The organism is Slackia sp. CM382 (assembly GCF_000293015.1).
Lineage (GTDB): Bacteria > Actinomycetota > Coriobacteriia > Coriobacteriales > Eggerthellaceae > Slackia > Slackia exigua.
In genome coordinates, this window is record NZ_ALNO01000007.1 from 262464 (window position 1) to 279676 (window position 17213).

10 protein-coding genes are annotated in these 17213 nt (G+C 63.3%); 7 read left to right on the plus strand and 3 right to left on the minus strand.

What is annotated here, in order from left to right; all coding sequences use genetic code 11:
- Nucleotides 1-90 precede the first annotated feature (90 nt).
- Nucleotides 91-885 carry a mechanosensitive ion channel family protein gene (locus HMPREF1155_RS03885; protein WP_009077278.1) on the minus strand — a complete coding sequence of 265 codons (795 nt, stop codon included), beginning with the start codon at nt 883-885 and terminating at the stop codon, nt 91-93.
- 202 nt (nt 886-1087) lie between these two features.
- Here HMPREF1155_RS03885 and HMPREF1155_RS03890 point away from each other — a divergent pair, with 202 nt between their 5' ends.
- From HMPREF1155_RS03890 to uvrB, 4 genes are all read left to right on the plus strand, one after another.
- Nucleotides 1088-1552, plus strand: coding sequence for a DUF523 domain-containing protein (locus HMPREF1155_RS03890; protein ID WP_009077270.1), 465 nt, complete (start codon nt 1088-1090; stop codon nt 1550-1552).
- Nucleotides 1553-1944: 392 nt separating this feature from the next.
- Entirely contained in the window at nt 1945-3087 is a 1143-nt protein-coding gene (rpsA, locus tag HMPREF1155_RS03895) for a 30S ribosomal protein S1 (protein WP_369791716.1), read from the plus strand.
- 164 nt (nt 3088-3251) lie between these two features.
- Entirely contained in the window at nt 3252-3896 is a 645-nt protein-coding gene (gene coaE, locus HMPREF1155_RS03900) for a dephospho-CoA kinase (RefSeq protein WP_009077116.1), read from the plus strand.
- A gap of 60 nt (nt 3897-3956) precedes the next feature.
- Nucleotides 3957-6116: an excinuclease ABC subunit UvrB gene (gene uvrB, locus HMPREF1155_RS03905; protein ID WP_009077252.1), complete on the plus strand. Its 2160-nt coding sequence runs from the start codon at nt 3957-3959 to the stop codon at nt 6114-6116.
- Nucleotides 6117-6206: 90 nt separating this feature from the next.
- On the opposite strand, the gene HMPREF1155_RS03910 is transcribed toward uvrB, so the two are convergent.
- Nucleotides 6207-6662 (minus strand): Hsp20/alpha crystallin family protein, encoded by a 456-nt coding sequence (locus HMPREF1155_RS03910; protein WP_006362135.1) that lies wholly within the window; start codon nt 6660-6662, stop codon nt 6207-6209.
- 316 nt (nt 6663-6978) lie between these two features.
- Nucleotides 6979-8508 (minus strand): sodium:alanine symporter family protein, encoded by a 1530-nt coding sequence (locus tag HMPREF1155_RS03915; protein ID WP_006362133.1) that lies wholly within the window; start codon nt 8506-8508, stop codon nt 6979-6981.
- Between the two features lie 533 nt (nt 8509-9041).
- Here HMPREF1155_RS03915 and HMPREF1155_RS03925 point away from each other — a divergent pair.
- The 3 genes from HMPREF1155_RS03925 to HMPREF1155_RS09110 all read left to right on the plus strand — a co-directional run.
- The gene (locus HMPREF1155_RS03925; RefSeq protein ID WP_238319096.1) at nt 9042-12536 is read left to right on the plus strand and encodes a DNA-directed RNA polymerase subunit beta; all 3495 of its coding nucleotides are present in this window, start codon (nt 9042-9044) and stop codon (nt 12534-12536) included.
- Nucleotides 12537-16913 carry a DNA-directed RNA polymerase subunit beta' gene (locus tag HMPREF1155_RS03930; protein ID WP_006362130.1) on the plus strand — a complete coding sequence of 1459 codons (4377 nt, stop codon included), beginning with the start codon at nt 12537-12539 and terminating at the stop codon, nt 16911-16913.
- 114 nt (nt 16914-17027) lie between these two features.
- Nucleotides 17028-17213: hypothetical protein (locus HMPREF1155_RS09110; protein WP_238319093.1), on the plus strand; the 186-nt coding region annotated here is incomplete at its 3' end.

The following is a 17213-nucleotide window of genomic DNA, read 5'->3' on the forward strand; positions in this document are numbered from 1 at the left end:
ATCGGTGCATAAATGTACCAGTTTCATCGGCAGGAACGTTCGAGAGCGCGACGAGCGGAGGAGGAAGGAGGGGCGGCTGCGGCGGAAATGCTACTCGGCGCCTTCGCCCGCATGCGTCTCGCGGCGCGTCATGGGCGCGATAGCCGTGATCACAGCGTCGATGACGTCGTTCGCATGCGCAGGGTCGTCGATGCTCAGGACGAGCTTGCCCTTGAATCCGTATTCGGTGATTTCGGAGAAGGAGGCATGAGGTCCCTCTGTGATGGGGCATACGGATTCGGCGGCCTGTTTGGCGGATGCTTCTATGTCCCGCTTCACGGCACGCATATCATGCGCGTCGCCCGTCACGGCGAAGGGCACCGAGACGCGTTCCGCCGGGGGGAGCTGGACGAGGGCGGTCGTCGCGATGACCGAGTTCGGTATGACCACCGTTTCGCCGAGACGGTTCGAAATGGTGGTATGGCGCCAGTTCACGTCCTGCACCACGCCGGCATCTCCGCCGACTTCGATGTGGTCGCCCGGCACGACGATGCCCATGAGCGTCATCTGAAGGCCGCCGATGAAGTTGGAGAGCGTGTCCTTCAATCCGAGCGATAAGGCGACGCCTCCGACGCCTAGGGCGGTCACGAGCGCGTTCACGTTCACGTCGAAGCAGGCATCGAGCATCACGCTGATGCCGATAGCCCAGATGGCACCGCGTACGACATTGACGATGAGGCTTGTGGACGGCAGGGGCGTCGCGTCTTTGTCCAACAGGTGGCGCAGAGCCTTGGCGGCGACGTGGGCGAGCGCCGCTGTGACGACGACGATGACGACGGCCATGAGAAGGTCGCGTGCGAACTCGCTTTCCGACGAGATGCCTAATGTCGCGAGGAACTGGGTCATGGCCTGCCTTCCGAGAAGCCGCCCGCGGGCGGAGAGATGGGCGAGATGCGGCCCGGCGCCGTAGGGGAAGCGCGCTTCGCCGTATTCGCGCCGTCGGGCCGTGTCAACATATCATGTCGGAATCGCTCGGTCGAATCAGCGATTGGCAAGGTTCGCGTAAGATAGGGGCGAACGGACCGCCATCGATCCTTAAGGAGCCGCCGTGCCGCCGAAACCGAAGCTTGCCATCAGCGCCTGCCTGATGGGGGAGCCGTGCACGTATCGGGGAGGCCACCATCGCCTGGATTGCCTCGCGCAGCTCGAGGCCGCGTTCGACCTGGTGCCCCTCTGCCCCGAGACAGCAGGCGGGCTGCCCGTGCCGCGTGACCCCGCTGAAATCAGCGGCGGACGGGTCATGTCGTGCGCGGGCGAGGATGTGACCGACGCGTTCGTCCGCGGGGCCGGGTCCTGCCTTGCGTATGCGCTCGATGCCGGCTGCACGCATGCCCTTCTCAAAGGCAAGAGCCCGTCGTGCGGATGCGGGAGCGTCTACGACGGGACCTTCTCGGGTCGGCTCGTCGCCGGCGACGGCATAACGGCCGCGCTCTTCAAGAAGGCGGGAATCGAGGTCTTTCCGGATACGAAGGCGCGCATGCTGATCGAAGTCGCCTCGACTGCGCGCGGATAGGTTTCGAGCGAGCATCGGGACCGAGCCTGCGACCATGACCGGCCCGGCTGCGCGCGCCCTCAGGCGGATGACGCAGGCGATTCCATACGGCGATGTCCGATGCCTTGTGCATGCGCGGCGGTAGAAAGCAGGGTTTCAGCAGGAATTTCGGAGGGTTTGGGGAAGGTCTCTTCGAGGGTGGGAGCGCATGGGGGCTATGGTACAATGCAACGGCTTGTCTGAGAGATGGCAGGCCCCGCATGCAAAAGCACGCGGGAACCGCAACTGTAGGCCCCCGAGACATGTTGTATTCAACCACCATGGCGAAGGGTCCCTGTGCTTGAAAGGGGTCCGTTTTGACCGACATCAAGAACACGTCCGTCATCGATTTCGAGGACATCAGCGACGAGCAGATGAACGCGATGATCGATGGCACCCTGACCGACTTCGACGAAGGCGATCTGGTCAAGGGCACCGTCGTGCAGATCGAGCATGACGAGGTTCTGCTCGACATCGGGTTCAAGAGCGAAGGCGTCATTCCTTCCCGCGAGCTCTCCATCCGCAAGGATGCCGATCCCTCCGAGATCGTCGCCCTCGGCGACGAGATCGAGGCCCTCGTTCTCCAGAAGGAAGACAAGGAAGGCCGTCTCATTCTGTCCAAGAAGCGCGCCGAGTACGAACGCGCCTGGATCAGCGTCGAAGAGAAGTTCAAGGCCGGCGAAGCCGTCACCGGCGAAGTCATCGAAGTCGTCAAGGGCGGCCTGATCATCGACATCGGACTGCGCGGCTTTTTGCCTGCATCCCTCGTCGACCTGCGTCGCGTCAAGGATCTCGACATGTATCTCGGCACCGAGCTCGAGGCCCGCGTCATCGAGATGGACCGCAACCGCAACAACGTCGTGCTCTCCCGCCGCGTCCTCCTCGAAGAGGGCCGCAAGAACGAGCGCGCCGAAATCCTCAGCAAGCTCACCAAGGGCATGCGCCTCAAGGGCACCGTCTCCTCGATCGTCGACTTCGGCGCATTCGTGGATCTCGGCGGCATCGACGGCCTGGTCCACATTTCCGAGCTTTCCTGGAACCACGTCAACCATCCCTCCGAGGTCGTCAAGGTCGGCCAGGAAGTGGAGGTCGAGGTTCTGGACGTCGATCTGAGCCGCGAGCGCATCTCCCTCGGCCTCAAGCAGACCACGCCTGATCCGTGGATCAAGCTCGTCGAGTCCTATCCGGTCGGCTCCGTCATCGACGGCAAGGTCACCAAGATCGTTCCGTTCGGAGCATTCGTCGAACTCGGCAGCAATGTCGAAGGCCTGGTCCACATCTCCGAGATGGCTCCTCGCCGCATCGAGACCCCGGCTCAGGTCGTCAAGGTCGGCCAGGAGGTCAAGGTGAAGGTCATGGAGGTCAACCCCGACCGTCGCCGCATCTCCCTGTCGATGAAGGCCGCCGCCGAAGAGCTGGGTATCGAAATCGAAATCGATGAGACCGTTCAGGCCGAGCCTCGCCAGCCCCGCAAGAAGGACCGCAAGGACGAAGAGTCCGAAGCCGCTGCGGAGTAAGCACCTCTCGCACCCATCGATCTGACCGTCTCATCAAGCAAGGCGGTCCGGTCTTGAAGAACCCGGCGTCCGTGCATCATGGACGCCGGGTTCTTCGTATGCGTAGATGAGGTAGTATCGCGTACCGAGGAAGAGATGCACGGCGCATCGAAAGGAGTCGGCGCATGAGCGGACGCGCGCCCATCGTCATAGTGGCAGGCGGGATCGGTTCCGGAAAAAGCCTGGTTGCGCGCCTCATGTCCGATTATGGAGCGGCGGTCGTCGATCTGGACGCCATCGGGCGCGACGTTCTGCGCGATCCTGACGTCGCGTTCGCCCTGGCGCATGCGTTCGGTCCGGACGTCGTCGATTCCGACGGACGCGTCGATACTGCCGCGCTTGCGCGTGCGGCGTTCTCGACGCCCGAAGGAACCGAGACGCTCAACGGGATAACGCATCCCGCCATCATCGAGGCTGCCCGCGCACGTTCCGAGGCGCTCGCGTTCACGCATCCTCTCGTCGCGGTCGAGGTGAGCGCAGGGGAAGCCACGCATGAACGGTATCCTTGGTCCGATGCCGTCGTCGCCGTCGTGGCCCCTCTCGAGACCCGTATCGCCCGCGTTGTCGCGCGCGGCCGGCAGCGCGAAGAGGATGCCCGTGCGCGGGCGTCGCGCCAGCCGGACGAGGCCACGCTGCGCGCATGGGCCGATTATACGATCGCGAACGACGGCCGCGTCGAGGACGTCGAGAAGCAGGTCCGCCGTCTCGTCGATGTTCTGACGGGGTCTTCCCCTGGTGCGCGCCGCGCATCCCCATCAGACGTACGATAAGCCGAAACGTTCCCGCCTGCACCGTGCAGGCGGGCGGACGCACGACGGAGGAGTTCACGCATGTCCAGCCATCTCAAGAACATCGAAGGCGCCGTCATGGAAGGCAAGCTTCCCGAGGTGCGCCTATCGAGCGAACCGTTCAAGGTCGTGTCCCCCTACGAACCGTCGGGCGATCAGCCTCAGGCCATCGCGTCGCTCGCCGAAGGCGTCGAGCGCGGTCTGCGCTATCAGACGCTTCTCGGCGTGACGGGGTCGGGCAAGACGTTCACGATGGCGAAGACCATCGAGGCCGTGCAGAAGCCCACGCTCGTCATGGCGCCGAACAAGACGCTCGCCGCCCAGCTCGCCGCCGAGCTCAAGGAGTTCTTCCCCCATAACGCGGTCGTCTATTTCGTCAGCTATTACGACTACTATCAGCCGGAAGCCTACGTGCCTCAGACCGACACGTTCATCGAGAAGGACGCCTCCATCAACGAAGAGGTCGAGAAGCTGCGCCATGCCGCGACCTCAAGCCTGCTCAGCCGTCGCGACGTTATCGTCGTCGCCTCCGTGAGCTGCATCTACGGCATCGGAAGTCCGATGGACTACGCCGGCATGGCCGTGTTCGTCGACCGGCAGAAGCCTGCCGAGCGCGACGACGTGATCCATCAGCTCATCGACATCCAATACGATCGCAACGATTACGAGCTGTCGCGCGGCACCTTCCGTGTGCGCGGAGATGCGCTCGACGTCTTCCCTCCGTATGCCGACAATCCGCTGCGCATCGAGTTCTGGGGCGACGAGATCGAATCCATCCAAGAGATCGACAATCTCACGGGCGAGATGCTGATGAGCTTCGAGGCTATTCCCATCTGGCCCGCATCGCACTATGTCACGGCGCGTCCCAAGATGCGGAAGGCGATCGGCACGATCCAGGAGGAGCTGCGCGGGCGCCTTGAGCAGCTGCGCGCCGAAGGCAAGCTCCTCGAGGCGCAGCGGCTCGAGATGCGCACCAACTACGATCTCGAGATGCTCGAAACCATGGGCTTCTGCTCCGGCATCGAGAACTATTCGCGCCATCTCGACGGCCGCAGCCCCGGCGAGCCGCCGTATACGCTCATCGATTATTTCCCGGACGACTTCCTCTGCATCATCGACGAGAGCCATGTGACGGTTCCGCAGATCAGAGGCATGCACGAGGGTGACCGCAGCAGGAAGGTCACGCTCGCCGAGCATGGGTTCCGCCTTCCGAGCTGCCTTGACAACCGCCCGCTGCGCTTCGACGAGTTCGAGGAACGCGTTCCTCAGTTCATCTACGTGTCGGCGACTCCGGGCGATTACGAGAACCGCGTGAGCGAGCGGCGTGTCGAGCAGATCATCCGTCCGACGGGGCTCCTCGATCCCGAAATCGAGGTACGCCCGATAGCCAGCCAGATCGACGACATCATCGACGAGGCGCGCGCACGCTCGGACGCCCATGAACGCGTGCTCATCACGACGCTTACGAAGAAAATGGCCGAAGATCTGACCGATCACCTTCTTGACCAGGGAATCCGATCGCGATACATGCACAGCGACATCGGTACGCTCGAGCGCGTGGAAATCCTTCGCGACCTGCGTAAAGGTGAATTCGACGTGCTCGTCGGCATCAACCTGCTGCGCGAGGGGCTCGACCTGCCGGAGGTCACGCTCGTCGCAATCCTCGATGCCGATAAAGAAGGCTTCCTGCGCAATCATCGCAGCCTGATCCAGACGATCGGCCGCGCCGCGCGCAACGTGTCGGGCAAGGTGATCATGTACGCCGACAAGATCACCGATTCCATGGATCTCGCGATCACCGAGACGCGCCGCCGCCGCGCCATCCAGATGGCCTACAACGAAGAGCACGGCATCGAGCCGAAGACCATCCGCAAGGCCATCAACGACGTCATGGGATTCATCACGGACGGCGACAACAACGAGGTCGGTACGGCCGAAGACGTGAACAAGGTGCTTGCGGAGCTTTCGCGCGGGGAAGTGATGCGCATCATTGCGGGCATGGAAGAGGAGATGGCCTCAGCATCCGAGTCGATGGACTTCGAAGAGGCCGCGCGCCTGCGCGACCAGGTGGTGAAGCTTCGCGCGCAGATGGAGGGGACGGACGAGCGCGATGTGCTCGCCGACCTGAAGAAGACGGCGCGCAAGGGAAGCGCGTTCGGAAACCGCAAGAACGCGGCTTACGGTTCGAGCCGCAGGTCATAAGATGTCCTTTGCATGCGAAGACGGCCCCGCATGCATCGCGGGGCCGTCAAAGGGGAAGGAGAAGCGGGTTGGGTGTATGGAGGTGCGGCTCTAGTCGATCGAGATGAGCTTCTTGGTCTCGACCTCGGGAAGCGCCTGCTTCTTCGGGACGGTGACGGAAAGGATGCCGTTCTCGAACTTCGCGTGGATGTCTTCCTCGGAGATGTCTTCTCCGACATAGAAGCTGCGGCGGCATTTGCCGGTGAAGCGCTCCTTGCGCAGATAGGTTCCGGCTTCGTCCTTCTCTTCGTTCTCGGATTCGGTGGATGCCTCGATGGTCAGGTATCCGTCCTCGATTTCCGCGTGGACGTTTTCCTTCTTGAAGCCGGGCAGGTCGATATCGATCTCGAACGTCGTGTCGGTTTCTTTGATATCGGTCCTCATCGTGGTGGGCAGGGGCTTGCGGGCGGTGCTGCGGGCAGGGGTTCCGAAGACGCTGTCGAACGGATCGCTCAGGAAGTCATCGAAGAAGCCGTGATTGCGGGGTACCAGCATCATGATCATCATCTCCTAGCAAGGGGTCGCGGCCATCGTTCAGGCCGCATTTCTTTTGACGCCTTGAAGCATAGGAGCTTGATTGGCACTCTGCAAGCGAGAGTGCCAATACGATACCGTTCTGTAATCTTCGTTTCATACACGCAGGAAATCTAAGTCTATATATTGAGATATTTCTCTTGAGGAGCGGTAGGAAGAGACGGCAGGGAAGGCCGGGGCATCGGCGCATTCGGTGAAAGAGCCCTCTACGAACGAAGCCCCGCAGAATGCGAGGCTTCGAATACGAGTGAATGGTTCAGACGCGGGAAACCCTTCTCGCGAAGCGTCCTTAGGCGTCTTCGTCGGCGAGCAGCGTCTCGGCGATGGGATTGCCCTGCTTCTCGTCCTTGACCGCGTCGTCGAGATGCGACGCATCGACGTGCCAGCACTCGGTCTGCGGCAGGCCGGGGATGACGTTCGCGACGAAGACCGGGTCGATGCCCTGGGCTTTTTGGGCTTCGTAGTCCTTGAGCGCGGCGAGCGCCCACTTGCCGAGGATCAGGATGACGATGATGTTGATGGTCGCCTGGATGCCCATGAAGATGTCCGCGAGGTTCCATGCGAGCGTGAGGTTGGACTGCGCGCCGAAGAAGATGACGATGCAGCACAGGATGCGGAAGACGTAGAGGGCGGGCTTGCTGCCGGTGATGTATTTGAAGTTGCCCTCGGCATAGAAGTAGTTGCCGATCAGGCTCGAGAAGGCGAAGAAGAAGATCGCGAGCGTCATGAAGTGCAGGCCCGCCGCGCCGAATCCGTTCTGCATGGCGGCCTGGACGAGCGTCATGTTGGTGAGCGCCGCCTCTCCGGTCGCGCCGCCCCAGGCGATGAGGTCCACGTTGTCGTTGACGAAGAACATGATCATGACGGCGGAGCAGGAGCAGATGATGATCGTGTCGATGAAGACGGAGAATGTCTGCACCAGGCCCTGTTTGACGGGGTGGGAGACCGATGCGGATGCAGCGGCGTTCGGAGCGGAACCCATGCCGGCCTCGTTGGAGAACAGGCCGCGCTTGATGCCCTGGACGACCATCGAGCCGGCGAAGCCGCCGACGACGGAGCTGAAATCGAAGGCCTCGGTCACGATGGTGGCGAAGATGCCGGGAAGCTCGCCAATGTTCATGATCGAGAGAATAATGGTCAAAAGGATGTAGCCGCCGGCCATGGTGGGAACGATGACCGAGGTCATGTAGCTGATGAGCCGTGTTCCGCCGAAGATGATGAAGGCGAAGACGACTGCGAGCAGGATGCCGAGGGCCATGGGGGCCGCGGTCTGCGTGTAGTTCGGGATGTACGCCTGGAGCGAGGAGCTCATGTTGTAGGTCTGCAGGCCGTTGAAGCCCAGGCCGAAGCAGAGCAGCAGCGAAATGGCGAAGACGACGCCGAGCGCGCGGCTGTGCAGCGCCTGCTGGATATAGTAGGCGGGGCCGCCTCGGAACTCGCCGTTCTCGCCGCGGACCTTCCAGATCTGCGCGAGGGTGGATTCGATGAATGCGGATGCGGAGGAGATGGTGGCCATGACCCACATCCAGAAGACCGCGCCCGGCCCGCCGACGGCGATGGCCGTGGCGACGCCGGCGATGTTACCCGTGCCGACGCGGGAGGCGGTGGAGACCATCAGGGCCTGGAACGAGGAAACGCTCTTCTTGCCGGGCACATGCTTGTGCTCCGTGAGATGCCTGATCATGTCTTTGAACCCGCGGAACTGGATGAACTTCGTGCGGATGGAGAAGTACAGTCCGGTGAAGATGAGGAGGAATACCAGGAAGTACGTGTACATATACGTATCGATGGTATCCGTTACGGCGACGAGTGCGTCCATGGACGGCCTTTCTTGTATGCATGCGGCTGCGCATCGCGGCGACATGCTCCTACAGTTACATAACGCGGTATTTTACCGTTCGATGACGCGTTTGTGCCGTTTCAAAGGAATTAAATCGACGCCGATGCGCAAAAAAGAGCCTTCGCGCGGATGTGCGGCCGCGCTGCGCAGGATGCTCATGCATGCGTCCTCACGTGCTCGACGGCGCATGCGCGGAGCAACCGGATCCGTCTGCACGGCGTTGCCGGCGCCAAGGCGCATGGGTGCGCATGGGCGCGGGCGGCCGCGGGATCCTCGCCACGCGGCTTCTTCCCGTCGCCTGACGCGCACGCCCATATAAAACTACAGAAGCTACATAGTTCGTGAAAAAAAGTCTTGACTTGATTTTTCTGCGTGCTTAAATATCAAGTTTGCATCTTTTGGTGCATCTCATCTGTTCACCAGCGGAAGGAAAACCTGTGGCCAAAGCAGAAAAGCGCACGCCAGCCAGCGTTTACCGGGATCGTCGCAGTTTCGCGAAGATCCCCGACGTCATGGACGTGCCCAATCTGATCTCCGTCCAGACGGACAGCTTCACGTGGTTCATGACCGAAGGCATCACGGAGGCGTTCAACGCCGTCTGCCCGATCGAGAGCTCCTCGAAGGACATGTTCGTCGAATTCGGCGCCCATGAGTTCGGCGACCCGAAGTACACGGTCGACGAATGCAAGGAAAAGGACGTTTCCTACCAGGCTCCTCTGTTCGCCGAGGTCCGCTTCGTCAATCGCGAGACGGGCGAAATCAAAGAGCAGCAGGTCTTCATGGGCGACTTCCCGCTCATGACCCCGCGCGGGACCTTCATCATCAACGGCACCGAGCGCGTCGTCGTCTCGCAGCTCGTCCGTTCGCCCGGCATCTACTTCTCCGCCGAGCGCGATAAGACGTCCGACAAGACCATCTACGGCGCGAAGGTCATCCCTTCCCGCGGTGCATGGCTCGAATTCGAGACCGATAAGCGCGACATCCTCTCCGTTCGCATCGATCGCAAGCGCAAGCAGCCGGCCACGCTGCTCCTCCGCGCGCTGGGCATCGCCGAAACGCGCGAGGAGATCATCGAGGTTCTCGGCGGCTCCGAGATGGTGCTGCGCACCCTCGATCGCGATCCCGCCACTACTAAGGAAGAAGCCCTGATCGAGCTCTACAAGCGCTTCCGCCCGGGCGAGCCGCCCACGCTGGATTCCGCTTCCACGCTGCTCGACGGCCTGTTCTTCAATCCTCAGCGCTACGATCTCGCGAAGGTCGGCCGCTACAAGGCCAACAAGAAGCTCGGCTTCGATCCCGACGACGAGCTGGGCGCTTCCTCCACGCTCACCGAGCGCGACATCATCTCCACGATGCGCTACGTCGTCTCGCTGCACGGCGGCGAGGAAGGCTTCCAGGTCGACGACATCGACCACTTCGGCAACCGCCGCATCCGCACGGTCGGCGAGCTGATTCAGAACCAGTTCCGCATCGGCCTGTCCCGCATGGAGCGCGTCGTGCGCGAGCGCATGGGCATGCAGGAATCCGACGAGATCACCCCGCAGTCCCTGGTGAACATCCGCCCGATCGTCGCCGCCATCAAGGAATTCTTCGGCTCCTCGCAGCTGTCGCAGTTCATGGACCAGTCCAATCCCGCCGCCGGCATCACGCACAAGCGCCGCCTGTCGGCCCTCGGCCCGGGCGGCCTGTCCCGCGAGCGCGCAGGCTTCGAAGTCCGCGACGTCCACAACTCCCACTACGGCCGCATGTGCCCGATCGAAACGCCTGAAGGTCCGAACATCGGCCTGATCGGCTCGCTGGCGACCTATGCGCGCGTCAACCCGTACGGCTTCATCGAGACGCCGTATCGCCGCGTCATCGACGGCAAGGTCACCGACGAGGTCGACTACCTGACCGCGGACGAGGAGGAGAAGCACACGATCGCCCAGGCGAACGACTTCTTCGATCAGGAGACCCGCGTCTTCGGCCGCACCGTGGACGGCGCGTTCGTTCCGTCCGATCGCGTGCTCTGCCGCACCCGCGACTCCAAGGGCGTCTTCGGCGAGCCTTCCGAAGTGCCTGTCGGCCAGGTCGACTACATGGACGTCTCCCCGCGTCAGATGACGTCGGTCGCGACGTCGCTCATCCCGTTCCTCGAGCATGACGACGCGAACCGCGCGCTCATGGGATCGAACATGCAGCGCCAGGCCGTGCCTCTGCTCAAGACCGCTGCCCCGTACGTCGGCACGGGCATCGAGCATCGCATCGCCGTCGATTCCGGCGAGGTCGTCACCGCCCAGAACCCCGGCGTCGTCGACTATGTCGACGGCTCCACGGTCATCATCCGCAACGATGAGGGCGAATTCGACGAATACCTGGTTCCTAAGTTCCAGCGTTCCAATCAGTCCGGCTGCGTGAACCACAAGCCGCTCGTCCGCAAGGGCGACGAGGTCTTCGCGGGCGACGTGCTGACCGACGGCCCGTCCTGCGACATGGCCGAGCTCGCGTTGGGCAAGAACCTGCTGGTCGCGTACACCACGTGGGAAGGCTACAACTACGAGGACGCCATCGTCATCAGCGAGCGCGTCGTCGCCGAGGACCTGCTCACGTCCATCCATATCTCGGAATACGAAGTCGACGCCCGCGACACCAAGCTCGGGCCCGAGGAAATCACCCGCGAGATCCCGAACATCTCCGAGGACATGATCGCCGATCTCGACGCCGACGGCATCATCCGCGTGGGCGCCGAGGTCGAGCCGGGCGACGTCCTGGTCGGCAAGGTCACCCCGAAGGGCGAGACCGAGCTCACCGCCGAGGAACGCCTGTTGCGCGCCATCTTCGGCGAGAAGGCCCGCGAAGTCCGCGACACGTCGCTCAAGGTGCCTCATGGCGCCGGCGGCCGCGTCGTCGGCATCAGCCGCTTCAGCCGTGAAAGCGACGACGAGCTCGCTCCCGGCGTCAACGAGCTGGTGCGCGTGTTCATCGCCCAGAAGCGCAAGGTCCAGCAGGGCGACAAGCTCTCCGGCCGTCATGGCAACAAGGGCGTCGTGTCCCGCGTCCTGCCGGTCGAGGACATGCCGTATCTCGCCGACGGCACGCCGGTCGACGTCATGCTCAACCCGCTGGGCGTTCCTTCCCGTATGAACGTCGGTCAGCTGCTCGAGTGCCATCTCGGCTGGGCCGCCAAGTGGGGCTGGTCCGATGCTGAAGAGACCTCCGAATCCGTCGACGGCCCGATCTACGTCGCCACGCCGGTCTTCGACGGCGCGACGGAGCAGGAGATCGCCGACGTCATCCAGAAGGCCAACCGCAATCTCATCAACCGGAACCACGAGAAGTTCGGCGACCTGGCGCGCGACGAGTTCGTCCCCCAGCTCGATTCCTTCGGCAAGACGACGCTTTTCGACGGCCGCACCGGCGAGCCGTTCCGCGAGCCCATCACCGTCGGGTATCCGTACATCCTGAAGCTCGGCCACATGGTCGACGATAAGATCCATGCGCGCTCGACCGGCCCGTACAGCCTCATCACCCAGCAGCCTCTGGGCGGCAAGGCCCAGTTCGGCGGCCAGCGCTTCGGCGAGATGGAGGTCTGGGCCCTCTACGCGTACGGCGCGTCCAACGTGCTGCAGGAGATCCTCACGATCAAGTCCGACGACACCGCGGGCCGCGTGAAGGCGTACGAAGCCATCGTCAAGGGCGAGAACATCCCGCCCGCGGAGGTTCCCGAATCCTTCAAAGTCCTGCTCAAGGAGATGAAGTCCCTCGGACTGAACGTCGAGATGATCGGATCCGACGACCAGGCCATCGATCTTGACGACATGGACTCCGAAGAACGCTCCGCCGACCAGGCCGCGCTCAAGACGATGATGAAGGAAGCCGAGAAGACCGAGGAGGAGCATGGGGACGCGCTGCGCGATATCGCCGCCGACCTGCGCACTCTGATGGCTGACGATTCTGCGTCGTCCGCCGATGCATCCGAGCTCATCGGCTCGGACGAATCTGCCGATGACGAAGGAGAGGATCGATAAATGACCGAATTCGACGTTAACAACTTCTCCGCGCTCAAGATCTCGCTTGCGAGCGCCGAAGACGTGCGCAGCTGGTCCCATGGCGAAGTCAAGAAGCCGGAAACCATCAACTACCGCACCCTCAAGCCCGAGAAGGACGGTCTGTTCTGCGAAAAGATCTTCGGCCCCACGAAGGACTGGGAGTGCGCCTGCGGCAAGTACAAGCGCATCCGCTTCAAGGGCATCGTCTGCGAACGCTGCGGCGTCGAGGTCACGCGCTCCAAGGTGCGCCGCGAGCGCATGGGCCACATCGAGCTCGCCACGCCGGTAAGCCACATCTGGTATTTCAAGGGCAGCCCGAGCCGCCTGGGCTACCTGCTCGACATTGCCCCGAAAGAGCTCGAGAAGGTGCTTTACTTCGCCTCTTCGATCATCACTTGGGTCGATGAAGAGGCTCGCGAAGCCGACATCGACGAGCTGCGCGACGAGCTCGAAGCCGACCTGCAGGAGCTCGACGCCGAGCGCGACCGTCTGGTCGAAGCCACGCGTCGCCTGTCCACCGAATACGTGCCCGAGGCCGACGACTTCGAGGACGACATCGCCGAAGAGGAGCGCATGTCCCCTGAAGAGGTCGAAGCCGAAATCGCCGATGTCTACGACGAATTCAACGAACGCAAGGCCCTGCGCAGCGAAGCCCTCGACGTCTTCCTGAAGATCGTCCCGAAGCAGCTCATCTCCGACGACGCCCTGTATCGCGAGATGCGCGTCAACTACGGCGACTACTTCCGCGGCGGCATGGGCGCCGAAGCCGTGCGCGACCTGCTCGACGGGCTCGATCTCGAGAAGGTTTCCGAAGAGCTCAAAGACGTCGTCGAGAACGGCAAGGGGCAGAAGCGCGCCAAGGCCGTCAAGCGCCTCAAGGTCGTCGACGCGTTCATGAAGTCCGACAACGCGCCGTCCGACATGATCCTGGACGTCATTCCGGTCCTGCCGCCCGACCTGCGCCCGATGGTGCAGCTCGACGGCGGCCGCTTCGCGACGTCCGACCTCAACGACCTGTATCGCCGCGTCATCAACCGCAACAACCGCCTCAAGCGCCTGCTCGACCTGGGCGCTCCCGAGATCATCGTCAACAACGAGAAGCGCATGCTCCAGGAGGCCGTCGACTCCCTGTTCGACAACGGTCGTCGCGGCCGTCCCGTCACGGGTCCCGGCAACCGTCCGCTGAAGTCGCTCGCCGACATGCTCAAGGGCAAGCAGGGCCGCTTCCGCCAGAACCTGCTCGGCAAGCGCGTCGACTATTCCGGCCGCTCGGTCATCGTCGTCGGCCCGAACCTGAAGCTGCACCAGTGCGGCCTGCCTCAGCAGATGGCGCTCGAGCTGTTCAAGCCCTTCGTCATGAAGCGACTGGTCGAGCTCGAGTATTGCGGAAACATCAAGGCCGCCAAGCGCGCGGTCGATCGCGGCGCGAGCTACGTGTGGGACGTCCTCGAAGAGGTCATCGTCGACCATCCCGTGCTGCTCAACCGCGCACCCACCCTGCACCGCCTGGGCATCCAGGCCTTCGAACCGGTGCTTGTCGAAGGCAAGGCCATCAGGCTCCATCCGCTGGTCTGCACCGCGTTCAACGCCGACTTCGACGGCGACCAAATGGCCGTGCACGTGCCTTTGGGCAACGAGGCCCAGGCCGAGGCGCGCATCCTGATGCTTTCCGCCAACAACATCAAGTCGCCGGCCCACGGCCGTCCGCTGACCATCCCGACGCAGGACATGGTCATCGGCATGTACTTCCTCACCACCCCGCGCGAGGGCTTCCCGGGCGAGGGCCATGTCTTCACCGACTTCGAAGACGCTCTGCACGCCTACGAGGCCCATGCCGGCGTCGACATCCAGGCGAAGGTCTACGTGCGCCTGGATCGCGACATGCTGGTCTCCCATGCGTTCGGCGAATCCGAGGAATACAAGGCCGGCCAGCGCCTCGAGACCACGATCGGCCGCGTGCTGTTCAACGACGTCCTGCCTGACGACTATCCGTTCGTCAACTTCGTCGTCGACAAGTCCCGCGTCGGCGATCTGATCGAGGACTGCTGCAACAAGTACGACCTGTCCGAGATGCCTCCGATCCTCGACGGCATCAAGAACCTCGGCTACCACTACGCCACGCAGGCGGGCATCACCGTGTCCGTCTACGATGCCACGATCCCTCCGAACAAGGAAGAGATCCTGGCGAGCGCCGAAGCCAAGGTCGCGGCCATCAACGAAGATTACGAGATGGGCTTGATGAGCGACGAAGAGCGCCATCGTCAGACCATCGACGTCTGGACGGACGCCAACGAAGAGGTCGGCAACGCGATGGACGCCAACTTCGACCGCCTGAATCCCATCTACATGATGGCCACCTCGGGCGCTCGAGGCAACGTCAAGCAGATCCGCCAGCTCGCCGGCATGCGCGGCCTGATGTCCGACCCGAACGGCGACATCATCGACCGTCCGATCAAGGCGAACTTCCGCGAAGGCCTGTCGGTGCTCGAGTACTTCATCTCGACGCACGGCGCCCGCAAGGGCCTGACCGACACCGCGCTGCGTACCGCCGACTCGGGATATCTGACCCGTCGTCTGGTCGACGTCGCTCAGGACGTCATCGTGCGCGAGATCGACTGCGGCTCCACCGAGGGTGTCGTGTACCCGCTGCACGACGACAAGGGCGAGATCGACGAGAACCTCGTCGGCCGCTGCCTGCTCGAAGACGCGGGCGCCCTCAAGGCCGGGGAATACATCACCTCGATGGATCAGCTTAAGAAGATGTCCGAGGACGGCGTCGAGACGCTGAGCATCCGTACGATCATGACCTGCCATGCCGAGCACGGCGTCTGCCAGAAGTGCTACGGCTGGGATCTGGCCACGGGCCGTCCGGTCAACATCGGCACCGCGGTCGGCATCATCGCCGCCCAGTCGATCGGCGAGCCGGGCACGCAGCTGACGATGCGCACGTTCCATGCCGGCGGCGTCGCGGGCGACGACATCACGCACGGCCTTCCCCGCGTCACCGAGCTGTTCGAGGCCCGCAAGCCCAAGGGCCTCGCGGTGCTCGCCGAAATCGCCGGCACGCTGCAGGTCTCGGGCGACAAGAGCACCAAGTCGCTCACGATCCACGACGAGAACGGCAACTACCGCGAATACGTCGTGTCCGCCCGCGCGCAGCTGCTCCCGGGCGTGCATGACGGCGACAAGGTCCGCGTCGGCCAGCAGCTGACCAAGGGCTCGGTCAACCCGCACGACCTGCTCCGCCTGACCGATGCGAACACCACGCTTCGCTATATCGTGTCCCAGGTCCAGGACGTCTACGTCTCCCAGGGCGTCGACATCAACGACAAGCACATCGAGGTCATCGCGCGTCAGATGCTGCGCAAGGTCCTCGTCGTGTCCGCCGGCGATTCGATGCTCCTGCCGGGCCGCCAGGTCAACCGCTATGAATTCGAGCGCATCGCCAACGAGCTCATCGCGGAGGGCAAGGAGCCGCCGGTCTGCCAGCCGCTGCTGCTCGGCATCACCAAGGCGTCCCTGGCCACCGATTCCTTCCTGTCGGCCGCATCGTTCCAGGAAACCACCAAGGTCCTGACCGATGCCGCCATCGAAGGCAAGGTCGACGGCCTTCAGGGCCTCAAGGAGAACGTCATCATCGGCAAGCCGATTCCTGCCGGCACGGGCCTGTCCCGCTACCATAAGGTCGGCCTGACCTACCACGGCACGCCGACGGCGCCGGTCGAAGGCGAAGATCTTCCCGAGAGCGCGCCTGCCGAGCTTCGCGAGATCGAGGACCTGCTGCCTCAGCCGCAGGACTGGGCTCTCGACGAAGGCTACGGCGCCTACGCGAACTATTTCGGCGCCAACGGCTATCGCGGTCATGGCAAGAAGCTCTCCGACGAGGATGCGCGTCTGTACCTGTACGATGATCTAGGAGTCTCCCAGCGCTGGGCCAATAAGTTCAGCGAAGCGGGCATCGATACGGTGGGCGATCTCGTCGGCTACACCGAAGACGAGCTTCTGCGCATCGAAGGCATCGGCGCGAAGGCCCTCGAGGAGCTCAAGGCCGGTCTCGAGGAACACGAGCTCTCGCACCTGCTCGATGACGAGCTCGCGGCCACGAACGATGAGATGAGCCAGCTGCTCGACATGGTGTTCAGCCCGGATGACACGGTGCTCATCGGCGGCGATCAGCCGGCGACGTTCAACACCGAAGGCGAGGAGATGCTCGGCGAGGCCCTGCCTCCGCACAGCTACCATCGCGATCTATCCGAGCTCGACGCGCTGCTCGGCGGTCTGGGCGATTTCGGGTTCGGCGAGACGTCGAAGCAGGACGAAGAGGCTTCCAACGCCGAAGACTCCGACGAGGAGTAACGGTGTGCGGCCGTAAGGCCTGAAACGAATCGCATGCGGCCCGGCGTATCCGACAAGGAGCGCCGGGCCGTTTCCGTTCGAGCGCAGCGTGTCGCAGCGTTGCGAAGAGGCGGCGTGTGCGAATCGCCTGCGCGGCCGAAACGCGCCGGCGCGACGGCGCGGTGCGAAGAGGCGAAACGGCGCGCCGCGCACGACGGCCGAAGAAGGGCGAGCCCCCTGCGTGCGGCGGTCGGCTCCACGAGGGAGGAGCCTGCGTCGTCCGGCTCGCGAGCCTCGCGCACGGCGGCCGGAAAAGGGGCG